Source organism: Paracoccus rhizosphaerae (genome assembly GCF_026162645.1).
GTDB lineage: Bacteria > Pseudomonadota > Alphaproteobacteria > Rhodobacterales > Rhodobacteraceae > Paracoccus > Paracoccus rhizosphaerae.
Genome location: NZ_JAOTBE010000020.1, coordinates 18132 through 42198 on the forward strand (window position 1 = coordinate 18132; position 24067 = coordinate 42198).

Here is a 24067-nt window from a genome sequence, read left to right on the forward strand (position 1 = left end):
GTTTTCCCACCCCCGGCAACGTCGGACATCGTCCGGCGGGGCATCTGCGGGGCATCCGGCGGATCGCGTCTTGCAAGCGGCGCGGCGATCAATTATCACACCACCACTCTCGACGGCGGTGGGTTGGCGGAGAGGTTACGCACCGGATTGCAAATCCGTGAAGACCGGTTCGATTCCGGTACCCACCTCCAACAAACCGATGCGAGGGTGTCTTCCGCATGCTCTATGAAGCCACGACCCGCCTTGCCGAGGCCGCGCTGCGTTGTCGCGCGCGATTGGGGGGTTCGGCGGCGCTGAGCGAACGGCTGGTGCGCGGCGACCGGCCCGGACGTGCACGGATCTGGCTGCATGCCGCGTCCGTGGGCGAGCTGACCTCGGCCCGCGTGGTCGTCGAGGCGCTGGCGGCCCGCCACCCCCTGCAGGTCACCACCAACAGCGAGACGGGGCGCGCGCTGGCGCAAAGCTGGGGACTGCCCGCGCGACTGGCACCCCTGGACCTGCCGGGCGCTCTGGACCGCTTCCTGGCCGCGACCGAGCCGCAGCTGGCCCTGACCGTCGAGGGCGAATACTGGCCGCTTCGGTCGCGCAGGCTGGCCGAACGCGGCGTGGCACAGGCGATGATCGGGGCGCGGATGTCCGAACGCTCTGCCGGGACATGGGGCCGGCTGCCTGGCGTCATCGGGCCGATGCTGGGCCGCATTGACGCGCTGTCGGCGCAGGATCAGGCCAGCGAGGCGCGGCTGCTGACCCTGGGCCTTCCGGCGCGGGCCCTGCTGCCGAGGCTGGATCTGAAGCTGCTGGCGCCTGCCGCCGAACTGGCGCCCGACGACGACCCGCTGCGCGACCGGACCATCCTGGCGGCCTCGACCCACGAGGGCGAGGATGCGCCGATCCTCGACGCCTTCGCGCATCTGCGCGGAAAGCACCCCGACCTGCGCCTGATCATTGCGCCCCGCCATCCGCAGCGCGCCGAGGCGATCGCGGCGCTGATCGCCGCCCGCGGCCTGTCCTTCGCGCGCCGCAGCCAAGGTGCCGCCGGCGCCGCGGATGGCGCGGTCCTTCTGGCCGACACACTGGGCGAGATGCCGCGCTGGTATGCCGATGCCGGGATCTGCCTGGTGGGCGGCAGCCTCACCGATCATGGCGGCCATACCCCGTGGGAGCCTGCGGCCCGGCGCTGCGCTCTGCTGCGCGGCCCGCATCACGGCAATTTCATCGAGGCTTTCGATGCGCTTCAGGCGGCGGGCGCGGCGCAGGCGGTCAGTGCCGATACGCTCGCGGACGCGCTGGCCCGGCTGATCGACAAACCGACGCTGGCGCGCGACATGGGCCGGCAGGCCCGCGAGGTGCTGCAGGCGCGCGCGGGCGATCCGGCGGCGCTGGTCGCCCGCCTGGACGATCTTGCGCAGGGCCGCGCCAGGCCCGATATGAAGGGCAGATGACAGGAGCGTTTCGATGATCCGCTATGCCTTGCGCTGCGAACAGGGACATGACTTCGACGGCTGGTTCCGCTCGTCCGGCGGGTTCGAGACGATGCGCGATGCGGGTCAGGTCACCTGTGCGGAATGCGGGTCGGCCAAGGTCGATCGCGCCCTGATGGCACCTGCCGTGACCGAGAAGCGCGCCCTCCTGACCACCCCGCGCAACAAGGCCGAGGCCGCGCTGGAGGCACTGCGCCGCAAGGTCGAGGAGAATTCGGACTATGTCGGCCTGCGCTTCGCCGAGGAGGCGCGCGCCATGCATGACGGCGACCGCCCGGCCCGCGCCATTCACGGCGAGGCCCGCCCCGACGAGGCCCGCAAGCTGATCGAGGATGGCGTCCCCATCGCCCCCCTGCCCTTCATCCCCCGCCGCCAAGCCAACTGAGCCCGACCGCGCGCAAGCCGTTGCGGCCTCTTGCTCTTTGACGCGGCAGCCCATAGAAGCCCCGCCGACACCAAACCCCTGGCTGGAGGCCCGTGATGCCGCTTCTGGTGATGAAATTCGGCGGGACCTCGGTCGCCGATCCCGACCGGATCAAGAACGCCGCCCTGAAGGTGCAGCGCGAGGTCGAGCGCGGCTATGACGTCATCGTCATCGTCAGCGCCATGTCCGGCAAGACGAACGAACTGGTGGGATGGGTCGAACAGACCTCTCCGCTGTTCGACGCGCGCGAATACGACGCGGTCGTCAGTTCCGGCGAGAACGTGACCGCCGGCCTGATGGCGCTGACGCTCCAGGAAATGGGCGTACCCGCGCGCAGTTGGCAGGGCTGGCAGGTTCCGATCAACACCACCGCCGCCTATTCGGCCGCGCGCTTCGTGGACATTCCCAGGAAGAACATCGACCAGAAATTCGCCGAAGGCTTCAAGGTGGCGGTGGTCGCGGGCTTCCAAGGCCTTTCGCCGGAAGGCCGGATCACGACGCTCGGCCGTGGCGGGTCCGATACCACCGCCGTGGCCTTCGCCGCAGCTTTCGGCGCGGAACGCTGCGACATCTATACCGACGTGGACGGCGTCTATACCACCGACCCGCGCATCACCTCGCGCGCCCGCAAGCTGGACCGCATCGCCTTCGAGGAGATGCTGGAGCTGGCTTCGCTTGGCGCGAAGGTGCTGCAGACCCGGTCCGTGGAGCTGGCGATGCGATACAAGGTGCGGCTGCGGGTGCTATCCTCGTTCGAGGATACCGACCAGAACTCGGGCACGCTGATCTGCGATGAGGATGAAATCATGGAATCGAAAGTCGTCAACGGCGTCGCCTCTTCGCGCGACGAGGCCAAGATCACGCTGGTGACGGTCGAGGACCGGCCCGGCATCTCGGCCGCGATCTTCGCGCCGCTGGCGGATGCTGGCGTGAACGTGGACATGATCGTCCAGAACATCTCCGAGAAGGACTATGAGGATCATCCGGGTTCGGTGACCGACATGACCTTCTCGGTGCCGATCAACCAGGTGGAACGCGCCAAGCGGGCCATGGAGGATGCGCGCCAGGCCGGGCACATCGCCTATGACGAGTTGGTCGTGGACACCGAGGTCGCCAAGGTCAGCGTCGTCGGTATCGGCATGCGCAGCCACACCGGCGTCGCGGCCCGCATGTTCAAGGCGCTGGCGGACGAGAACGTCAACATCAAGGTCATCGCCACATCCGAGATCAAGATTTCGGTGCTGATCGACAGGAAATACATGGAATTGGCCGTGCAGGCGCTGCATGATGCCTTCGAGCTGGAAAAGGCGTAAGCCCTTCCGGTCCGGTCCCTGAAGGGGGCGAGGCAAGGTCAGAAGGCGGGCAGGCGATGCAGGATCGCACCGATAGCGACTCTCGCAAGCTGCTGCGGCGGCTGAAGGAGATCCTGGCCGCCGCTGGCGGAGGCCAGGACCGGCTTGACCAGATCACCCACCACATCGCCGATTCGATGGGGACCGAGGTCTGCTCGATCTACCTCTTCCGCGATGCCGACACGCTGGAGCTGTGCGCGACCGAGGGCCTGCGCCCCGAGGCCGTCCACCAGACGCGGCTGCGCCTTGGCGAGGGATTGGTGGGCCGCGTGGCCCGCACCGGCCGCCACGTGAACACCGCCGATGCGCCATCCTCGCCCGGCTTCCGCTTCATGCCCGAGACGGGGGAAGAGGTCTTTCCTGCCTTCCTGGGCGTGCCGATCCAGCGGGTTGGCGAACGTCTGGGCGTGCTGGTCGTGCAATGCGCCGCCGCGCGGCAGTTCACCGACGACGAGGTCTATGGCCTCGAGGTCGTCGCGATGGTCTTGGCCGAGATGACCGAGCTGGGCGCCTTCCAGGGCAGCCAGTCCGACAGCATGCCCCCCGCGCACCGCTTCCCCTTGATGATTCGTGGAGCCACCGGCCAGGAAGGCGCCGCGCAGGGCCGCGTCTGGCTGCACGAGCCGCGCGTGGTCGTCGCCAACCCTGTCGGCGACGATCCCGACAAGGAACTAGCGCGGCTTCACGATGGCGTGGACAGGCTGCGCAGCACCGTCGACACGATGGTCGCCGCCGCCGACATGGACGGCGAGGGCGAACACGCGGCGGTCCTGGAAACCTATCGCATGTTCGCCCACTCGCGCAGCTGGCTGAAGCGCATGGAGGAGGACATCCGTCTTGGCCTTTCGGCCGAGGCTGCGGTCGAGAAGGAACAGTCCGCCGCCCGCGCCCGGCTGGAGATGGCCGCCGATCCCTATCTGCGCGACCGCCTGCACGACCTGGACGACCTGTCGAACCGCCTGCTGCGCATCCTGACCGGCCAGGGCATCGACACCGGGGCCGCGATGCCCGACGATCCGATCCTGGTCGCGCGCAACATCGGCCCGGCCGAGCTTCTGGAATACGGCCGGCGCCTGAAGGGCGTGGTGCTCGAGGAAGGGTCCGTCGGCAGCCATGCCGCCATCGTCGCGCGGGCGCTGGCGATTCCGCTGGTGATCCATGCGACCCGCATCACGGCCGAGGCGTTGAACGGCGACGCGATCCTGGTCGATGGCGATCAGGGCGTCGTCCACCTGCGCCCCGAGGAGGCCGTCGCCAAAGCCTTCCTCGACAAGATCGCCATGCAGGCCGAGGCGCAGGACCGCTATGCCAGCCTGCGCAACCTGCCAGCCACCGCGACCTGCGGCGCGACGGTGCAGCTCTACATGAACGCCGGGCTGATGGCCGACCTGCCTTCGCTGGACGGATCAGGGGCCGAGGGCGTCGGCCTCTTCCGGACCGAGCTGCAATTCCTGATCCGCAGCCACGTCCCCCGCCGGGCCGAGCTTGCGGGGCTATATGCCCGCGTCATGGACAACGCCCATGGCAAGCCGGTGATCTTCCGAACGCTGGACATCGGCTCGGACAAGGTCCTGCCCTACATGAAGCCCCAGGACGAACCGAACCCGGCGATGGGATGGCGCGCGATCCGTGTGGGTCTGGACAAGCGCGGCGTGTTGCGGATGCAGCTGCAGGCGCTGATCCGGGCATCGGTCGGCCGGCCGCTGCACGTCATGTTCCCCTTCATCGCCGAGATCGGCGAATATCAGGATGCCCACCGCATCCTGATGCAAGAGCTGTCGCGCGAACAGCGTCTTGGCCACCCCATGCCAAGCGACATCCGCGTCGGCGCCATGCTGGAGACGCCGTCACTGGCCTTCGCCCCCAAGCGCTTCTTCGAGATGTGCGACTTCGTGTCGATCGGCGGCAACGACCTGAAGCAGTTCTTCTTCGCCGCCGACCGGGAGAACGAACGCGTCCGCCGCCGCTATGACACGCTGAACGTGGCGTTCCTGGCGATGCTCCGCCAGATCATCGCGCGCTGCGAGGAGGCGCGCGTGCCGCTGTCCTTCTGCGGCGAGGATGCCGGGCGGCCGATCGAGGCACTGGTCTTCGCGGCCCTCGGCATCCGGCGGCTGTCGATGAGGCCCGCGTCGATCGGGCCAGTCAAGCACCTGATCCGCCGCGTGTCGCTGTCCGAACTGCGCGCGGTCATCGACGAGGCCGAGGCGCAGGGCCTGACCTCGGTTCGGGGTCCGGTGACTGCCTGGCTGGCAAGACAATAGGCATTTGTCGCGCATCGGCGCTTGCCCGCCCGGCCGATATTGGCCGATAAGCTGACGTGTTGGTGAGCGCGCTTGCTGCATCGCGGCGGCCCGCGTATATTCCACAGGATTTTCTCGAGACATCTCCGGACATGAAGCGTCGTCAATTTCTCAATGCTGCCACTGCATTGGCCGCCGGTGGAGCGCTTGCGGCGGTCCCGGCCAATGCACAAACCCCCGCCCCACAGCCCGAGGGCTTCGGCCCGCCGATGCCTGAACCCTTCGGCTTCGAGCAGGTGGCCGCACTGGCGGCCGAGCGGGCGACCCAAGTCTATGTCCAGCCTGTCTCGGAGCTTGTCGGAAGCTTCGCCGACCTGAACTATGACCAGTATCGGGCAATCCGCTTCCGCCGCGACCGCGACCCTTGGGCTGCCAGCAAGGATTTCGGCATCGACCTGCTGTCGCCCGGCAGCATCTTCTATGAGCCGGTGCAGATCAACCTGGTGCGAGACGGCATCGCGCGGCCGATCCCCTTCGACCCGGCGCTGCTGGACTTCGACCCGTCGCACTTCCCTGACGGCCCCGACCTTCGGACCATCGGCAACATGGGCTGGTCGGGCTTTCGCGTCCGCACCTTCCTGAACCGCCCCGGCGTCATGGACGAGTTCCTGGTCTTCCAGGGCGCCAGCTATTTCCGCGCCGTCGCGCGCGGCACGCTCTATGGCCTGTCGGCGCGTGGCCTTGCCATCAAGACCGGCAGCCCCGATGGGGAGGAATTCCCGCTGTTCACCGATTTCTGGGTGCACGAACCCGAACCCGGTGCCGATACCGTCCGCATCCACGCGATCCTTGACAGCAAGTCCGTCGCGGCGGCCTTCCAGTTCGACGTCACGCCCGGCGCGGTGACCATGGTCCGCACGCGTCTGGCGCTGTTCCCACGCGTCGATCTGCGGGAAACGGGCCTTGCGCCCCTGACATCGATGTTCTGGTTCAGCCCGGCCTCGCGCCGCGCCGTCGATGATTACCGCCCCGCCTGCCACGACAGCGACGGGCTGCAGATGCATACCGGTGCGGGGCAGAGCCTGTGGCGGGGCCTGATGTCGCCGCGAAACCTGCAGATCTCCAGCTTCATGGACCGCGACCCGAAAGGCTTTGGCCTGATCCAGCGGGCACGCGATTTCGAGAGCTATCAGGACGCCGAGGCGATGTACCATCTGCGCCCGTCGGCTTGGATCGAGCCCGAGGGCGACTGGGGCGCCGGAGAGGTCCGCCTGGTCGAGATCCCGGTCGAGAACGAGTTCAACGACAACATCGTCAGCTATTGGGTCCCGAAGGACGTGCTGACGCGCGGCGAACGGCGGGAATTCAGCTATCGCCTCAGCTTCGCGGCGCTGCCGCCGAGCGACCTGCCACTGGCCAAGGTGCGCCAGGTCCGGTCCGGCCGGTCCATCAACGTCGAGACGACGCGCAGCTACATCATCGACTTCGACCTCGGGATGTTCCGAGAGACGCTGCCGAACTTCCAGGTCAGCACCTCCGAGGGCCGGATCGTCCATTCCTACATCAAGCCCCTTCCGGACCAGAACGCCCTGCGCCTGGCCTTCGAGTTCGAGCCGGGGAACACCAAGCTGGCCGAGCTTCAGGCCGTGCTGACCGATCCGGACGGCCTCGCCCTCAGCGAGACCTGGCTGACGCGCTGGACGGCATGACCACCGTCCTGGACATGGCGCAGGCCCTGCGCGTCGAAGCCGACTTGCCGATCGTGCCTCCGCCGGCGCCGCTGGCGATGCCGGTGCAGGATTTCGGCCGTGCGCCCGAGGGTGGTCCGGGGCGCCGGAACGACAACATGCGCGTCTGGATGGCGCGGCTCGTCGCCTTCGGCGGCACGGCGGCCCTGGCCGTGACCGGCTTCTGGCAGATGCTGGCGGCCTTCGGCACCGATCCGACGGCGATGCAGATCGCGCTGCTGGTCCTGTTCGTCCCGACCTTCGCCTGGGTCGGATTTTCCTTTTGCAGCGTGCTGGCGGGCTTTCTGGCGCCGCGCCTGCTGACGCCCGACGGGCCGAACCACGCCCGCGTCGTCGTGGTCATGCCGATCTATCACGAGGATGTCGCCGTCAGCACCGGCCTTCTGGTGGCGCTGTCGCGCGAGATGGCGGCGGCCGGCATGGCCGATCGATCCGAGATCTTCGTTCTGTCCGACACCCGCGATCCGGCCATCGCCATCGCCGAGACGCAGGTGATCCATCAGGCGCGCGACCTGTCGCCGCTGACCATCTGGTATCGCCGCCGCTTGACGAACGAGGATCGCAAGTCCGGCAACATCGCCCAGTTCCTGCGCCACTGGGGCGGTCGCTACGACCAGATGGTCGTGCTGGATGCCGACAGCGTCATGTCCGGAGAGACGGTGCGCGCCCTGTCGGCCCGCATGGCGGCGGAGCCCCGCCTTGGCCTGATCCAGACCATCCCGATGCTGGTCGGCGGAGACACGATCTTTGCCCGCCTGACCCAGTTCGCCAGCCGCGTCTATGGCCCAATGATCGCGCGCGGCGTCTCGGCCTGGTCGGGCAGCACCGGCAACTATTGGGGCCACAACGCGATCATCAGGGTCGAGGCCTTCGCACAGGCCTGCGGACTGCCCCGCCTGGCGGGACAGCCGCCCTTTGGCGGCACGATCCTCAGCCACGACTTCGTCGAGGCGGCGGCGCTCTGCCGCGCGGGCTGGGGCGTCCGGCTGGACCACGACCTGCGCGGCAGCTTCGAGGGGTGCCCGCCCACGCTTCTGGACATGGCCGCCCGCGAACGGCGTTGGGCACAGGGCAACCTGCAGCACGGCCGCCTGCTGGGCATCCGCGGTCTGCGCGGCGTCAGCCGGGCGCATTTCATCATTGGCATCATGGGCTTCCTGATGAGCCCGCTGTGGCTGGCGCTGATCCTGGTGGGCCTCGTGCTGTCGGCGACGGTGCTGCTGTCAACGCCCGAATACTTCCCGAACGCCTACCAGCTGTTTCCCGAATGGCCGGTCTTCGACAGCCGCCGGATGCTGTGGCTGTTCGTGGCCGCCATGACACTGCTGCTGCTGCCCAAGTTCATCGCCACATTCCGCGCCTGGATGCGCCCGCTGGCGGCCAACAGCGGCGGCCGCGTGCGGATCTTCGCCAGCGCCCTGTTCGAGACCGTCCTCTCGGCGCTGATCGCCCCGGTGCAGATGCTGGTCCAGACGCGCCAGATCTTCGAGATCCTGTCGGGCCGCGACAGTGGCTGGGACGCGCAGACCCGCGCCGGCCGGATGCCGCCTTGGGGCACGGTGCTGCGCCACCACTGGGCGCATGTCGCCCTGGGCGTGCTGACGCTGGTCGTGCTGACGACGTTCTCGCCCGCGCAGCTGATCTGGCTGTCGCCGATTCTGGCGGGCTTGATCCTGTCACCGCTGACCTCGCGCCTGTCGGCAAGCCCTGTCTTCGGGCGTTGGGCCAGGCTGCGCGGCCTACTGGTCACCCCCGAGGAGCGGACGCCCCCCGCCATCCTGACCGAGGCCGCGGCCATCGCCCGCAGCCTGCCGCACCCCGTCGGCGGCCGTGCGGGCCTGCTGCGCCTTGGCAGCGACCCTGCGGCGCTGGACCGCCACATGCGGATGCTGGCGCCCCTGCCCAACGACCTGCCGCTGGCGCTGCGCCTGGCGCGCGTGACGGCCGCGGCCAAGATCGGCCACGCGGCCACGCGCAGCGAAGCGCTGGAATTCCTCGACCGCGCTGAAACCGACGCGATGCTGCTGGACCCGCAGCTGCTGACCCGCTGGAGCAGACTGCCCGAATGAACCGACTTATCGCGCTGGATATGCTGCGCGGCTACGCGCTGCTCAGCATCATGGTCAACCACATGCCGATCTCGGTCATGCGGGGGATCACGCTTCCCAATTTTTCTATCTTCGACGCCTCCGAATTGTTCGTGCTGCTGTCGGGGTTCCTGGTCGGCATGGTCTGGCGCAGCGTCGAGGCGCGCAGCGGCCGTCGCGCGGCTCAGGCCCGCTTCGCGCGACGCGCCTTCGAGGTGTGGCGCGCCATGATCATCGGCGCGGTACTGGTGGCGCTGCTATCGGCGGCATTGTGGGCCAGCGGGCGTCCGCACACGGCGATCTGGAACCAGTATGCTGTATGGATCCTGTCGAACCCCCTGGGCTTCATGGCGACAGTCGGCACCTTCTGGCTGCAGCCGAACATCATCGACGTCCTGGCCGTCTATGTCGTGCTGATCGCATCTGCCGTGGTCGTGATGCCGCTGATGCTGCGCTGGCCGCTGGTCGCCGCAGTGGGGTCGGTCCTGCTGTGGTGGCATGCGCCGCAGCTGAACGCGCTGATCCCGAACCACCGCTCGGCAGGCGGCTTCCTGTTCAACCCGTTCGGCTGGCAGATGCTGTTCTTCACCGGCGCCGCGATGGGCGCGTTCCGTCCGCAGCTGATGACGCGGCTGTGGCCGTGGCGGCATCTGCTGACGGTGCTGGCACTTGGCATGTTCGCCTTCGGCTGCGCCATCGTCATCGGCGCCCGCATCGGAGAGCCTGCCCTGGCCCTGCGCGAGGCGCTAAAGTCGGTCTATGGAGAGATCGACAAGTGGAACCTGGACGGCACGCGCTATCTGGCGATCATGGCGGCGGCCTGGCTGGTCTCGGTCCCGCTGGCGGGCGTCATGCAGTGGCTGGCGGCCAGCCGCCCCGGCATCGCCATGCAGCAGATCGGGCGCGGCGGCCTGTGGTCCTTCATCGCCTGCGCGCTGCTGTCGGTGCTGGGCGATGCGTTCCAGATGACGCCGCCCGACCAGCCGACGTGGCAGCGGCTGGCGGTCGATCTATGGGCCTGCCTCGCCCTCTGGTGGGTGTCGGCGCTGTGGCTGGACTACGGTGCCCCGTGGCAGCGGGCGCGCAAGGACCGTCAGGCCGCGCGGCAGCAGACGAAACTTGCTGGGGGCCGGCCCACACCTTAGAGCGCATTGCATCTGAGCGGCTTCATATCCGGCGGCTCTGGAGGATCGCAGCAGTCCTCATCGCTGAAAGGATCGCAGCCCTGCCGGTCAGCGTACCAGAGAGCCTCGCAGGTTCGCGAGGCGGCTCTTCGGATCAGGGCCTTGAGCTTTGCAAATGTGAGTGCGTGGACGCCGTTGGTCCGAGTGAACGCCAGAATGATCTCGATTGGGTTCAGATCCGGGCTGTAGGGAGGCAAGACCAAGAACCACGCGCCGACGGCGCTCATGGTCGCCACGGCCGGTCGGGTTTCGCCATGGAACTCGTACAGTTCGCGGTTCATTGCACCGTCGAGCACCCCAGGGCGCGTCCAGCCGGTGATGGCGCAGGGCGGCGATGAAGGTCCGGGTGTTGCAGTGGCCGAAGGTCGCATGGTCGACAAGGCGCGCCTTTTGGATGGCCATCCGGTGGTCCTGGCCATGTTCGTCTTCGGCGACGTCTCGTCGATGAAGCCGAGGCGCGTCAACGCGCTGCGCATGAACGGTTGGCGTCCTGTGATCCAGATATGGCGTGCCTGCCGGATCTCGGGCCGCTTCTGCTTGAGGGCTTGCAAGTCCCTTTGTGGGTCAGCCCGAGGCCGCGCAAAAACCGCCGAACCGAGACACGGTGAATGGCGATGCCGTGATGATCTGCAAGTTCGCCCATCAGGTCGTTCGGGGTCGATCCGGAGAGTGTCCTGAACTTTGTGTATCCGGCCCGGTCCATGCGGTTTGGGACACTCAAGCGTCGAAGCGTTCGCTAAACGTTATGGCGAACTGATTGCGGACTGCAAACCACTCGCGGACATTCCGGCCGTCCTTCTCGTAGTTTCGGATGGTCAGGTAGATCAGCTTGGTCGCCGCCTCGTCTGTCGGGAATGACCCACGGGTCTTGATCGATTTCCGGATCACCCGGTTCAAACTTTCCATAGCATTGGTGGTGTAGATGATCTTGCGGATCGCCGGATCGCCGGATCGCCGGATCGAAGGCGAAGAACGGGATCACCTCGCCCAAGCTCGACGCCACGCCGGAGCGATAGACGCGTATTTCCCGGCCCATTTCTCCTCGAAATCTTCGAGTTCGGCGGCGGCCATGTCGGCGGTCGGGGCGCCGTAAATCCGGCGCAGGTCGGCGGCCACAGCCTTGCGGTCCTTCCAGGAGCAGAAGTTCAGGCTGTGGCGCGCCAGATGCATCGAGCCATGGAAACGCCACTGGTCCGAGTGACCATGGCGAGGACCATGGCAGGCGGGAAGGCGGCGGTGATAGCCTCGGGGAAGCCCTTCAGCCCGTTCACAACCGTGATCAGGATGTCCTGGACGCCCCTGTTCTTCAGCTCGTTCATCACCGACAGCCAGAATTTGGCGCCTTCGTTCTCGGCAATCCACAGGCCCAGAACCTCGCGCAGGCCGTCTCGGGTGACGCCGAGGGCGACATACACGGCCTTGTTCTTCACCGTTCGGCTGTCTGCGTCGCGGACCTTCACCCGCAGCGCGTCGAAGATGGAGGAGGATCAGGAAATGGGGGCGGGGCCCCATTTTCCCGACGGCGGATCGGATACATCCGCTCCAGCGCCCGGCTCTGCCGTTCCCGAACCTCGTCCAGGACCGCATCGGTGACGCGGCTAATCAGGTCAGGCGACATCTTCAGACCATAGAGATCGAGCAGATGCGCCTGGATGTCCCGCACCGTCAGCCCGGCAGCATAGAGCCCGTCCGCCATGGGCCTCGGTGGCGGCCTGCATGGCGAACTCTTGTCATCCATCCCGTCAATCCCGGTCTGGCCCTTCTTCACCAGCCCGGGCCCAAAGCTGCTGTCGCGGTCGCGGGGCACAGCCAGCGGCATCTCGCCGTCCCGCCCCTTCAGCACCTTCGTCGAAGTGCCATTCCGGCGGCTGCCTTGGCCCCATGGAGCTTCTTTGCCCTCTTCATAGCCCAGATGCGCCGTCAACTCGGCCCCCAGCATCCGCTCCATGAGCCTGATCTTCAGCTCTTTCATCAGCCCGGCATCGCCGAGCAGGTCCTCAGGGCGCTCTACGCCCTTCAGCAATTCGTCCAGCAGTTCCTTGGAGATCGTCATGCATGCTTCCTGTCGAAGAAGCATGAACCAGATCACTCATACACAGAAAATCTGACACTCTCCATCGGGCTTCGCCTTCATTCGCGCGGTGATCCGGTCTCCCACACCAACCAATTTTCCATGACCACCGCCATGGCCTTGGACAGGCGGGGCCAACCTGCCCGTCTCGCGCTTCTGGATCACCATGTCGTTGACGAACTTCACCAAAACCCGGAACCGCGCAGCGGCTGGACGGTACGAGCTCCCTTTTTCCACAAACGTCACGACGCGCTGTCGGAATGCCATGGGACGCGGTCTGCCCGTATCATCCCTTCACCTGTCATGCAGCCAGGGAACCACAGATCGAGCCACAGAGTCATCCTGAAGCGGGAAAACCGCAATATGGTCTAGCAGCCCACCGTTCGTGTCGACGCGTTGGAACGGCTTCCGTGTTGTTCGGACCGGCGGACGTCAGTGTTGTTCGGGTCGTCTCCACGCGTGAGACGCGCTCCCCGAGCCCGATAGCGGGCTCATGCTGCCAACAGCCGGGGCCGGCGAGGTCGTTGGCGGCCATTGTCAGGATGAAGCGGAAACGCACCCCGCTTGACGGCGCGACAGACGGTCTGGGCCATGCCGCCGACAGTCTTGGCCTAACCAAAAGCCTCTTCGATCCGCTTGCGGCGCTTCACGAAAAGCGCATAGCCGTCGTGCCGGGTGGTTCGTCCATCGATCGCTGAGTGCCGCGATTTCTGCGCGACATGCGGGGTCACGCAGGCCTGCCGCAGATCGGCCACGAACTCGGCCGCGTCGAACCCCTTGTCTGCCCCGAGGGTCAGACAAGGGGTTGATCCGGGGGTATGGCGCTGGATCATGTCCAGCGCTGCCTCGCGCTCTGCCTGGCCGTCGTTTTGAACGATCGACCCGTGCCGGTTTTCCATCAAGGTATGGCCCATGAAGCACGCCATCGCGCCAGTGCCGGGCGACTTCTTGTAAAGCCGGGCCTCTGGGTCGCTGGTCGAGGCATGGGTCGCGTTGGTGCGCTTCTCGCGCCGCGGACCTCGACCTCGTTGTTGCGGTTGCGGCGGTTGTTGTGGGGCATCGGGGCGGTCGCGGCTTGGGTCTCTTCGGGCGCATTCTCGGGGGTGGCGTCTGGTGCGGGTGGATCGCCCGGCCCATCGCCATCGGGCGGGGTGACGTCGGGCTTCGGCTGAAAGCTCTTCATCGACGCCCAAGCCTTGACCAGCGTGCCATCGACCGAGAAGTGATCGTCCGACAAAAGCGGCGCGACTTCACGGTGCGCCAGGATCGCCGCCATCACCTTGCGCGACATCTCCGTGGTCAGCAGCCGGTCGCGGTTTTTCGTGAAAACCGTCGGCACCCAGGCCGCATCATCGATGCCCAGCCCCACGAACCAGCGGAGCAGCAGGTTGTACTGCAGCTGCTCCATCAACTGCCGCTCGGAGCGCACCGAGAACAGGATCTGGATCAGGCTGGCCCGGTTCCGTCACTTCCAGACGGTCTGCTCCGAGATGCCATAGCGCTCCGTCACCCTCCAGGCCGGTTCCGTGCTCGCCAGAATCGCGGCCCAGATCTTCGGTGTGGTCGTTGCCTGCTTGTGAAGAGAGATTAGCATCCTCGCTTCCCGTCCCAAAACTCGCCCAGGATCGATCTTGCAACGAAAAGTGTGGTCCGGCGAGGGTCTATGTGATCATCCCGGATGGAATACCTATGTCGCTGCGATCAACCGGCTGAAGGCGGAACGCGGAGCGCTGGTTTGGCGCACAATTGAATGGCGCCCGACATCTATTACGGTATTTCCGACTTGGCGGGCGACCGCCTTCAACTCGCCATCGAGGCGACGCGCGTGGATGCCGACACTATCGTGCGACGCGGCGTGCATTTTGCGGCCGAGATCTCGAAGATCCTGAACCCGGCCAAGGCCGTCCAGATGCCCGACATGGAGGCCGGCTGTTCGCTGGCCCAAAAGCTTCACCGCAGACGGCATTGCACGGACGCGCGTCCGGTATCGCGGCACCCCCGTCGTCAGCTATGTCAACACCACCGCCGAGGTGAAGGCGGCGTGGGACATCTGCTGCACCTCGTCAAATGCCGCGCAGATCAGCGGCGATGCCCGGGGACTCGGTCATCATGACGCTAGCCAAGCGGCTGGCGCAGAACGTGGCCGCACACGTGCCCAAGAAGCGGATCGTCTGGTGGGACGGGGCCTGCGTCGTGCATCAACGCCTTAACCTCCAGATGTCGCCGGCTTGCGCGTCAGCAGGCCGACGCGGATGAGGGCATCGCCGGTGATTTGGCCCCGCCTGCGGATGACGCAGGCGTCGCCTTCGCTTCGGCAGGCCTGATGCTGGCCCGCATGGCGCGGGGCCTGTGGCCGGGCCCCGCTCTCCCGGCCGCGATCTTCAACCGCGACCAGTCACGTTCCACGCCGCGGCGCCTCAGGCTTCGAGCGTCACAGTGCCGCGAGGGTTCGAGCAGCAGGCAAGGATATAGCCCTCCTCGACCTCGTCGTCGCTGATGCCGCCGTTATGGACCATGTGCACCTCGCCCGACAGCTTGCGGATACGGCAGCTGCCGCAGACCCCCATGCTGCAGCCGAAGGGAATGGCGACGCCGGCGGCGCGGGCGGCGTTCAGGACCGTGTCGGCGGCGGTGCAGTCATGCGTGATGCCCGAATCGGCAAAGACCAGCTGCGCGGTCTCGGCCAATGCCTCCTCGGTGGTGCCGCTTTCCACCACGGGCAGCTGCCCCGCCTCGGGTGCGCCGAAGCTTTCCTGGTGGTAATGCGCCATGTCGAAGCCCAGCCCCGCCAGCGCCTCGGAGACGGCCTGCATGAAGCCTTCGGGACCGCAGCAGAAGACTTCTCGTTCAAGATAGTCGGGTGCCATCAGGCCCAGCATCAGCTGGTTGAAGCGGCCCTTGTAGCCGGTCCAGGGCTGGTAGATGTCTCCCTCTTGCACCACCCATTTCAGGTCCAACCCCTCGATCCGGGTGGCCATGTGTTCCAGGCGGCGCTTGAAGATGATCTCGGAGGGGCGCTGCGCGCAGTTCACGAAGACGATGTCGCAGTGCCGGCCCAAGTCGTAGATCTCGGTCGTCATAGACATCATCGGGGTGATCCCCGACCCGGCCGAGATGAACAGGTATTTCTTTGCCGGAAAGTGCGTCGAGGTGAAGCGCCCGGCCGGCCCCTTGACCTTCAGCCGCGTGCCGGGACGGACATTGTCGATGATCCAGCGCGTCCCGATTGAATCGGGCTGCGCCTTGATGGTGATTGTCAGCGATTTTGGCCGAGAGGGCGAGGACGAGATCGTGTAGGTGCGATAGAGCGGGCCGCCCGGCACCGGCAGTTCCAGGGTGAGGAATTGGCCGGCCAGGAACTCGAACGGGCGGCCTGACGGCGCCTGGAAGCAGACCGTTACGACATTGGGCGATTCCGGCAGGATCGAGACGCATTCGAGGGGTTCGTCGTCGGTCCACCGCGCCGTTGCGGCCTGTTGCTGGGCGTCGAGCATCTGTACTTTACTCCGCTGCCATGGACAGGCCGGGCTGCCGGCTGCGCATCCGGTCCAGGTACCAGTTCACGAACTGGATCACGCCATCCTCATGCTTGGGCGAATACGGCCCCGGCTGGTAGGCGGGCGAACAGATGCCCTGCTGGTTGTGCTCGACCACGCGGCGATCCTCGTCGTTCGTGTGCTCCCACACCGTGGTCAGGTTCTTCAGGTCATAATCCACGCCTTCGACCGCGTCCTTGTGGACCAGCCAGGTGGTCTGGACCTCGGTCTCCATCGGGCTGATCGGGGTCACGCGGAAGGTGATCGAATGATCCGTCAGGAAGTGGTTCCAGGTCGTCGGATAGTGGAACATCAAAAGCGTGCCGGCATCGAGGAAGGGCACCCGGCCCAGGCGCTTCTGGACGGCAATCTTGCCACTGACGGTATAGCTTTCGGCCCCGTCCAGAAGCGGCATCCGTGCGACGCGGAACTGCCCGTCTTCGCCCATCCTGAAGCGCGAGGGCGCGCCGGCGCCTTCCAGGCGGTTGAAGTGGCTTTCGACCTTCTCGGGGAAGGTGCCGTCGGGGCTGACGCCGGTGATCGAGGGGTCCTCGGGATAGGTGCGGCAGAGGTCGGGATGGTTGCCGGCGCAGTGATAGCACTCACGGTTGTTTTCCCAGACCAGCTTCCAGTTGCCGTTCTCGACGATGGTGGACTGGAAGGCGATCTTGGCGTCCGACAGGTCATGCACGCCCAGATAGGGCGCGACGGTGCCGGCGAAGGTGTCGAAGTCGGGCGCCTGGTCGGCCAGGCAGATGTAGACGAGGCCCGCCACCGTGCGGCAGTGCACAGTCTTTAGGCTGTGCTGGGAGGGGTCGAACTCCTCGCCCATGTCGCGGGCCCAGACCAGTTGGCCGTCGAGGCCATAGGTCCACTGGTGATAGGGGCAGGTCAGCTTCGCCACCTTGCCTTGCGCGGCGGTGCAGATGACCGAGCCTCGGTGCCGGCATGAGTTGTGGAAGGCGCGGATCTCGCCCTTGTTGTCGCGCAGGATGATGACGTCGAAGGCGCCGATCTTCATGCGGCGGAAGCTGCCGTTCTTCTCCAGCGCGGCTGCGGGCGTGGCGAACAACCATTCACGGTAGAAGATCGTCTCCATGTCGTGCTCGAACACCTCGGCAGAGGTATAGAACGCCTGCGGCAGACCGTGGCCGGGTTTGTGCTGCGCAAGAAGGTCGGACAAGGACTGGGGATGGCCTGGCATGGCGGGCTCCTGAGGGGCGGGTTTCTCCGCACGAAGCCCAAGCGACGGTGTCTTGACAATGCGGGAAATTCTCAGCTGACATTAGAGGAGGTAATCTCAGGACTGCTGTCGCGTGGGTGCGACAATTCATGCATCGGATGCGACATCATGCCCAAGCCCTACGACCTTCCACCGCTTGGTGACCTGGCCTGCTTCGAGGTCGCTGCCCGTCATCTGAGCTTCAAATGCGCGGCAGGAGAGTTGAACGTGACTCCTGCCGCCGTCAGCCACCGCATCAAGGCGCTGGAGGAGGAACTGGGCCAGCCGCTGTTCCTGCGCCAGTATCGCGGGGTCGAACTGACCGAGGCCGGCGCGCTTCTTTTTGTCGCCCTGCAGCGCGGGCTGGAAGGAATCGCCGAAAGCGTCGGGCGCATCCGCAATCGTTCGGTCCGGTCCGGAGTGTCGATCGCGGCCACCACGGCGGTCAGCACGCTGTGGCTGATGCCGCGGCTTGCGGGCTTTCTGGCGCTTCACCCTGATGTGGCGCTGTCGCAGGTGGTGCAGGACGGGCCGGTGCCCGAGGGGGTCGATCTCAGCATCCGCTATGGCGACCCGGCCGAAATCCGAGACGAGACGGTGGTCCTGATGCGGGACCGTATCCTGGCGCTTGGTACGCCTGGCTTCGCGGCACGCCACCAGGTCCATTCACTGGAGGATCTGGCGCGGGTGCCCCTGATCCACACCAGGTCGGATGAACCCGAATGGACGACATGGCCCGACTGGTTCCGGCGTCTGGGCATGACCGAGCCGCGCGGGCCGCGCTTCACGCTGAACAACTATCTCGTGTCGCTGCAGGCGGCCGAGGACAATATCGGTGCGGTGCTGGGATGGGAGGCGCTGATCGCCCCGCATCTGCGCAGCGAACGGCTTTGCCCGCTGGTGGCGGACGCCCTGCCCTCGCCCTATCCGTTCTATCTGCGCATCCACGGCCGGCCCTCGGCAAATGCGCGGCTGCTTGCGGATTGGCTGGTCGCTCAGGGGGGTGGTGTGGCCTGACGAAGGCCCGTCGGTGGGAAGGACCAGCGAACAGACCGACAGCCGCCGCGCAGGGGCTCGCCTTCTGATTCACCTTTGGGTCCCACGCCCATGTCGTGAAGCCACGGCCGCAGAACGGCCATGGCTTGGATTAACGTCAGCTAAACTGTTGATCAGCTTCTGGGCTTGCTGTTCTCGGGGTCGTAGAGGGGGGCGTAGCCGACGCCGGCAACCTCGACGGGGTAGATCTCGTCGAAATAGCTGACCGTCAGCTTGCGGCCCTTCTCGCAGTAGTCCCAGGGCAGATAGGCCAGCGCGATGTTCTTGCCGATGCTGGGACCAAAGGCGATCGAGGTGGTATAGGACCGGCGGCCCAACTGATCGATCAGCACCTCGCCCGTGTCGGGGTCCATCACCGGCAGCGTGCCGACCGGATAGCGGGCGACGCCCTGGCTGTCCACGTTGTCGGTCATCACCAGCGTGCAGAGCATCGCGGGCTGATGCTCACGCTCGCGGTATTCCACGTGCTTCGCCTTGCCGCAGAAATCGGCCTCCTTGACCTTGGGACGGGCCAGGTCGGCTTCCAGCAGGTTGTACTGGGTCAGCAGATCGGCGTTCTGCAGGCGCAGCGACTTTTCAAGCCGGCGCGAGTTGGCATAGGTTTCAACCCCCACCGCCATGACGCCCGCACCGCGCAGCGCATCCCAGACCGCCAGACCGTCGTCATAGCGCATGTGCAGTTCCCAGCCCTGCTCGCCCACATAAGAGATGCGGAAGGCCATGACCTTGCGGCCGGCGATCTCGATCTCGCGGATGGCGGCGAAGGGGAAGTTCGCCACATCCAGTGCGTCCGGATCGGCCACCACCTTCTTGAGGTTTTCGCGCGCGTTCGGACCCCAGATGCCGATGGTGGTATAGTCCTCGGTCACGTCGGTGATGGTGACGTCAAGACCGCGGTCCTGCGCCACGCGGCGCATGTGGATCAGATCGCGCGGGCCGGCATCGGCCCCGTTCACCAGCCGGCAGCGGTCCGCCATGCGGAAGACGGTGAAGTCCGCGCGGACCATGCCCTCTTCGTCCAGCATGTGGGTGTAGATGCCCTTGCCGATATTGGCGTCGCCGCCGATCTTGGCCGCGCAGAGCCATTCCATCAGCGCGACGTGATCGGGACCGCCGATGTCGGTCATGTGGAAGTGCGACAGGTTGATGATGCCGCAATCGGCGCTCATCTCAAGCTGCTCGGCATTGGACACACGCCAGAAGTGGCGGCTGTCCCATTCGTTCTCGCGCACCGGGACCTGGTCGGCGTATTTCTCCAACAGATGCTCGTTGGCGGCATAGCCATGCGCACGCTCCCAGCCGCCCAGCTCCATGAAGTAGCCGCCCAGCTCTTTTTCCCGCTCGTGGAACGGGGACCGGCGGATGCCGCGGGCATTGGCGAAGGGCTCGCGCGGGTGGACCGGCGGGTTGTAGATCTTGGCGGCTGTTTCCTCGCAGCGGCCCCAGATGTAGTCCTCGGTCAGCTGGAAGTCGTTGAAGCGCGCGTAATCAATGCCGTGATGGTCGATCTCGGTCCGGCCCTTCGTCATCCAGTCGGCGATCAGCTTGCCCATGCCGGGGCCGTCCTTGACCCAGATGGCAACCGCGTACCACAGGCCGCGCAGCTTGCGGCTTTCGCCCATGGAGGGGCCGCCGTCGGTCGTCGTCTGCAGAAGGCCGTTGAACGAGTGGCTCTCGTTGAAGCCCAGCTCGGCCAGGATCGGCGTCAGCTCCATCGCGCGTTCAAGGGGCTCGATCACGTCGTCCAGCACCAGGTCGCGCTGCGAGGGCGACAACCGCGCCTCGTGCTTTTCCAGCAGCTCGCGCGGATGGACCATCCGCACGTCTTTCTCATAGTAATAGCCCCACTCAATCTGGCCGCCCTCGGTGGTGTTGGGATCGCCTGTGTCGCGCAGGTAGGCCGAGTTGCCCTGATCGCGCAGCAGCGGGCGCCCGATTTCCAGGCCGGTGCCGGCGAACTCGTCATAGGGACCGAAGAAGGTCAGCGGGTGATCGACCGGCATCACCGGCAGGTCCTCGCCCGCCATCTCGGCGATCAGCCGGCCCCAGAGGCCCGCGCAGACCACCACGTGATCGGCCATGATCGTGCCGCGCGTCGTGCGCACCCCGGTGATGCGGCCATTCTCGTGCAGCAACTCCAGCGCTGGAGTGTTGGCGAAAGCCTTCAGCTTGCCTGCAGCCTCGCCCATGTCGACCAGCTTTCCCGCGACGGTCTGCGAGCGCGGCACCACGAGGCCCGCGTCGGGGTCCCACAGCGCGCCCTGGATCTGGTCTTCCTCCAGCAGCGGGAACTTCTCCTTGGCCTCGGCCGCCGAGATGATGGAGACATTGGTGCCGAACGCCTTGCCACTGTCGACGCGGCGGCGCAGTTCGGCCATGCGGGCGTCATCGCCCACGCGCGCGACCTCAAGGCCGCCGATGCGCTTGTAGTTGCCCAGCTTCTCGTAGAAATCCATGGAATACATGGTCGTCCAGCAGGACAGCAGGTCATGGCTGGTCGCATAGCAGAAGTCCGAGGCATGCGCCGTCGAGCCGACATCCGTCGGGATACCGGACTTGTCGATGCCCACGATGTCGTCCCAACCGTTCTCGATCAGGTGGTGGGCGACCGAGGCACCCACGATACCGCCAAGGCCGACGATGACGACACGGGCGTGCTGCGGAAATGAGGACATCTTCTTGATCCTTGCGGCTGTGATGGCGCGGCGTCTGCGCCGGTTCTTTGAGTTGTTGGCCCGCCGCGCAAGCGGCGGGGTCGATGGCGCGGGTCGCACCTTTTTGCCCCTACGGCAGGGCGGCGATTCAGTCCAGCATCGGCGACGGAAGCCCGGCGCGGCGGAAGGCCGCAAGCATCGTGTTGTGCATCAGGGTCATGATGGTCATCGGCCCGACCCCGCCCGGCACCGGCGTAATGGCCCGCGCACGCTGGCTGGCGGATGCGAAATCGACATCGCCCACAAGACGCTTCTCGCCGTCGCGAATGACGCGGCTGGTGCCGACGTCGATCACGGTGGCGCCCTCCTTGATCCAGTCGCCCTTGATCATCTCGGCCGAGCCGACGGCCGCCACGACGATGTCGGCCTGCCCCACCTTGGCGGCCAGGTCGCGGGTGCGCGAATGGGCCATGGTCACGGTGCAGTTTTCCGCCAGCAGCAGCTGCGCCATCGGCTTGCCGACCAGGATCGACCGGCCGACGACGATGGCGTCCAGCCCTGACAGATTGCCCAAGCTGTCCTTCAACAGCATCAGACAGCCAAGGGGCGTGCAGGACACCAGCCCCGGCAGACCCGAAGCCAGATAGCCCGCGTTTTCTGGATGGAGGCCGTCCACGTCCTTGGCGGGGTCGATCGCCTTGATCACCGCCAGGCTGTCCAGATCGCCCGGCAGGGGCAGCTGCACCAGGATGCCGTCCACGGCGTCATCGGCATTAAGCCGCGCGACCAGCGCCATCAGGTCCGCCTGGGACACCGTCTCGGGCAGGACATGCTCGAAGCTTTCCATGCCCAGCTTGCGGGCCATACGGCCCTTGCTACGAACATAGACCTCGCTGGCGGGGTCTGATCCGACCAGCACCACGGCCAGCCCCGGCGCGCGTCCGGTGTGGGTGGTGAAGTCCTGCACATGATGGGCGATGCGGTCGCCCAACCCTGCGGCATGGGCTTTGCCGTCGATGATCGCGGCGGTGGCCGGACGCTGCTGCATGGCGGCTTCGGCCATCACAGCGCACGCTCCATCTCGGGCACGATGTCGAAGATGTCGCCGACGATGCCGTAATCGGCCACCTGGAAGATCGGCGCTTCGCCGTCGCTGTTGATGGCGACGATGATGCGGCTGTCCTTCATCCCGGCCAGGTGCTGGATTGCCCCCGAGATCCCGCAGGCGATATACAGATCCGGCGCGACAACCTTGCCGGTCTGTCCGACCTGGAAATCGTTCGCGGCATAGCCTGCGTCGACGGCGGCACGGCTGGCACCGACGGCGGCGCCCAGCTTGTCGGCCAGCGGGTTGATCGTCGCCTCGAACCGCTCTTTCGAGCCGAGGGCACGACCGCCCGACACCACGATCCGCGCCGAGGAGAGGTCGGGGCGGTCGTTCGCCGACAGCAGGTTCTGGCGGAAGCTGGAAAGGGCCGGCACCGTGGCAGGCTGAATGGCAACGATAGGCGCCGCGGCGCTGCCGGTCGCGGCGGGCGAGAAGCTGGCGCTGCGGACGGTCACGACGCGCACGGCTTCAGCCGATTGCACGACCTCGATCGCGTTGCCGGCATAGATCGGGCGCTTGAAGGTGTCGGGTGCGACGACCTCGGTCACCTCGGACAGCTGCATCACGTCCAGAAGGGCCGCGACGCGGGGCAGCACGTTCTTGCCGCTGCTGGTCGCCGGGGCGACGATGGTGTCGTAGTCGCCGGCGAGCTGCACGATCAGCGCGGCCGTGGGTTCGGCCAGGCGTTCGGACAGCGAACCGTCCTCGGCCAGAAGAACGCGGCGCACGCCGGTCAGGGCCGCGGCAGCTTCGGCCGCCGGGGCAGCGCCCTGCCCTGCGATCAGGATGTCTACCTCGGCGCCGATCTGCAGCGCGGCGCTCAGCGCGCGGGCGCTGTGCTCGGACAGGGAGGCGTTGTCGTGGTCGGCGAAAAGAAGGATGGCCATGTCGATGTCTCCCTGGATCAGATGACGGCAGCTTCGGTCTTCAGCTTGTCGAGCAGTTCGGCGACGCTGCCGACCCGGATACCGCTGGCGCGCGCCGCCGGTTCCTCGACTCGCAGGACGTTCAGGCGCGGGGCGACGTCGATGCCCAGATCCTCGGGGGTCTGCTGCACCAGCGGCTTCTTCTTGGCCTTCATGATGTTGGGAAGCGACGCATAGCGGGGCTCGTTCAGGCGCAGGTCGGCGGTGATGACGGCGGGCAGCGACAGCTCGATCTGCTGCAGGCCGCCGTCGATCTCTCGGGTGACCAGGGCACTGCCGCCCGACATCTCGACCTTCGAGGCGAAGGTCGCCTGACCCCAGCCCAGCAGCGCGGCCAGCATCTGGCCGGTCTGGTTGCAGTCGTCGTCGATCGCCTGCTTGCCCAGGATGACCATTCCGGCCTCCTCGGACTGCGCGACGCGCTGCAAGATCTTTGCGACAGCCAGCGGCTCGACCCGGCCCTCGGCCTGAACCAGGATGGCGCGGTCCGCGCCCATCGCCAGGGCCGTCCGCAGGACCTCCTGCGCCTGAGCGGGTCCGACCGAGATGACGACGACCTCGGATGCCTCGCCGGCCTCTTTCATGCGGACGGCCTGTTCGACGGCGATCTCGTCGAACGGGTTCATCGACATCTTGGCGTTGGCCAGATCGACGCCGGTTCCGTCAGCCTTCATGCGGATCTTGACGTTGTGATCGACCACCCGCTTTACCGGGACCAGGATCTTCATGTCGCTTCCTCTCTGTCGGTGGCGCCTTGTGGCGGCGCAGGTTCGGTTGGCGCACCCGGCCCGGTTCCTGTCGCGCGGATCTGTCGTCCGGCGGGTGTCGGCCCGGTGCCGATGGCGGCTTCGTCTTGGCTGGACCTTGCCGTTTCGGAGGCATCGGCGACAGGACATTTGCGTCATCGCGGGATTAGAGCTACGACATGAAACCGACACATTCATCCGAAGGCCCCGACATGAGCCTTGCACCCGC

Annotated in this window: 17 protein-coding genes, 1 tRNA gene and 4 pseudogenes; 10 read left to right on the forward strand and 12 right to left on the reverse strand. The window is 66.5% G+C overall.

Features of this window, described 5'->3' with window-relative positions:
• Window positions 1–117: 117 nt before the first annotated feature.
• The 8 genes from OC184_RS09275 to opgC all read left to right on the forward strand — a co-directional run bounded on the left by OC184_RS09275 (window position 118) and on the right by opgC (window position 10480).
• Window positions 118–191 (forward strand) — tRNA-Cys (locus tag OC184_RS09275).
• A gap of 27 nt (window positions 192–218) precedes the next feature.
• Window positions 219–1442, forward strand: a complete 1224-nt coding sequence (locus OC184_RS09280) for a 3-deoxy-D-manno-octulosonic acid transferase (RefSeq protein ID WP_265506925.1) — start codon at window positions 219–221, stop codon at window positions 1440–1442.
• Between the two features lie 13 nt (window positions 1443–1455).
• Complete coding sequence (locus tag OC184_RS09285; RefSeq protein ID WP_265506926.1) at window positions 1456–1866, forward strand: DUF1178 family protein; 411 nt, start codon at window positions 1456–1458, stop codon at window positions 1864–1866.
• 95 nt (window positions 1867–1961) lie between these two features.
• On the forward strand, window positions 1962–3218 hold the full coding sequence (locus OC184_RS09290) for an aspartate kinase (protein ID WP_265506927.1): 1257 nt from the start codon (window positions 1962–1964) through the stop codon (window positions 3216–3218).
• A gap of 56 nt (window positions 3219–3274) precedes the next feature.
• A complete protein-coding gene (ptsP, locus tag OC184_RS09295) occupies window positions 3275–5521 on the forward strand; it encodes a phosphoenolpyruvate--protein phosphotransferase (protein WP_265506928.1) in 2247 nt (748 codons plus the stop codon).
• A gap of 131 nt (window positions 5522–5652) precedes the next feature.
• A complete protein-coding gene (locus OC184_RS09300; RefSeq protein WP_265506929.1) occupies window positions 5653–7209 on the forward strand; it encodes a glucan biosynthesis protein in 1557 nt (518 codons plus the stop codon).
• Window positions 7206–9317 (forward strand): glucans biosynthesis glucosyltransferase MdoH, encoded by a 2112-nt coding sequence (gene mdoH / locus OC184_RS09305; protein WP_265506930.1) that lies wholly within the window; start codon window positions 7206–7208, stop codon window positions 9315–9317. Before OC184_RS09300 ends, mdoH begins: the two co-directional genes overlap by 4 nt.
• Complete coding sequence (gene opgC / locus OC184_RS09310; protein WP_265506931.1) at window positions 9314–10480, forward strand: OpgC domain-containing protein; 1167 nt, start codon at window positions 9314–9316, stop codon at window positions 10478–10480. Before mdoH ends, opgC begins: the two co-directional genes overlap by 4 nt.
• Here the strand turns inward: opgC and OC184_RS09315 are convergent.
• The 6 genes and pseudogenes from OC184_RS09315 to OC184_RS20705 all read right to left on the reverse strand — a co-directional run.
• Window positions 10477–11070, reverse strand: a complete 594-nt coding sequence (locus OC184_RS09315) for a hypothetical protein (RefSeq protein WP_265506932.1) — start codon at window positions 11068–11070, stop codon at window positions 10477–10479. The two genes, opgC and OC184_RS09315, sit on opposite strands and share 4 nt — an antisense overlap.
• 166 nt (window positions 11071–11236) lie before the next feature.
• Window positions 11237–11689 (reverse strand): annotated as a pseudogene (locus OC184_RS20460) (transposase).
• A complete protein-coding gene (locus OC184_RS20465; RefSeq protein ID WP_378927226.1) occupies window positions 11665–11979 on the reverse strand; it encodes a transposase in 315 nt (104 codons plus the stop codon). The pseudogene OC184_RS20460 and the gene OC184_RS20465 overlap by 25 nt, the downstream one beginning before the upstream one ends.
• Window positions 11976–12572, reverse strand: a complete 597-nt coding sequence (locus OC184_RS20470; protein WP_378927228.1) for a transposase — start codon at window positions 12570–12572, stop codon at window positions 11976–11978. Before OC184_RS20470 ends, OC184_RS20465 begins: the two co-directional genes overlap by 4 nt.
• Before the next feature lie 532 nt (window positions 12573–13104).
• Window positions 13105–14049 (reverse strand): annotated as a pseudogene (locus OC184_RS09325) (IS5 family transposase); the annotation flags it as partial.
• 9 nt (window positions 14050–14058) lie between these two features.
• Window positions 14059–14184, reverse strand: a pseudogene (locus OC184_RS20705) (IS481 family transposase); the annotation flags it as partial.
• Window positions 14185–14278: 94 nt separating this feature from the next.
• Here OC184_RS20705 and nadA point away from each other — a divergent pair.
• Window positions 14279–14795: pseudogene (nadA, locus tag OC184_RS09330) on the forward strand (quinolinate synthase NadA); the annotation flags it as partial.
• Between the two features lie 212 nt (window positions 14796–15007).
• Here nadA and OC184_RS09335 read toward each other — a convergent pair.
• A complete protein-coding gene (locus tag OC184_RS09335) occupies window positions 15008–16084 on the reverse strand; it encodes a hybrid-cluster NAD(P)-dependent oxidoreductase (RefSeq protein ID WP_265506933.1) in 1077 nt (358 codons plus the stop codon).
• A 7-nt stretch (window positions 16085–16091) separates the two neighbouring features.
• Entirely contained in the window at window positions 16092–17330 is a 1239-nt protein-coding gene (locus OC184_RS09340) for an aromatic ring-hydroxylating oxygenase subunit alpha (RefSeq protein WP_265506934.1), read from the reverse strand.
• A 147-nt stretch (window positions 17331–17477) separates the two neighbouring features.
• On the opposite strand from OC184_RS09340, the gene OC184_RS09345 reads away from it, so the two are divergent.
• On the forward strand, window positions 17478–18365 hold the full coding sequence (locus OC184_RS09345; RefSeq protein ID WP_265506935.1) for a LysR substrate-binding domain-containing protein: 888 nt from the start codon (window positions 17478–17480) through the stop codon (window positions 18363–18365).
• Between the two features lie 152 nt (window positions 18366–18517).
• Here the strand turns inward: OC184_RS09345 and OC184_RS09350 are convergent, their stop codons facing one another.
• The 4 genes from OC184_RS09350 to OC184_RS09365 form a co-directional block, all read right to left on the reverse strand.
• The gene (locus tag OC184_RS09350; RefSeq protein WP_265506936.1) at window positions 18518–21079 is read right to left on the reverse strand and encodes a GcvT family protein; all 2562 of its coding nucleotides are present in this window, start codon (window positions 21077–21079) and stop codon (window positions 18518–18520) included.
• 127 nt (window positions 21080–21206) lie between these two features.
• Complete coding sequence (folD, locus tag OC184_RS09355) at window positions 21207–22121, reverse strand: bifunctional methylenetetrahydrofolate dehydrogenase/methenyltetrahydrofolate cyclohydrolase FolD (RefSeq protein WP_265506937.1); 915 nt, start codon at window positions 22119–22121, stop codon at window positions 21207–21209.
• A complete protein-coding gene (locus OC184_RS09360) occupies window positions 22121–23053 on the reverse strand; it encodes an electron transfer flavoprotein subunit alpha/FixB family protein (RefSeq protein WP_265506938.1) in 933 nt (310 codons plus the stop codon). The genes folD and OC184_RS09360 overlap by 1 nt, the downstream gene beginning before the upstream one ends.
• A gap of 17 nt (window positions 23054–23070) precedes the next feature.
• Entirely contained in the window at window positions 23071–23820 is a 750-nt protein-coding gene (locus tag OC184_RS09365; RefSeq protein WP_265506939.1) for an electron transfer flavoprotein subunit beta/FixA family protein, read from the reverse strand.
• Between the last annotated feature and the right edge of the window lie 247 nt (window positions 23821–24067).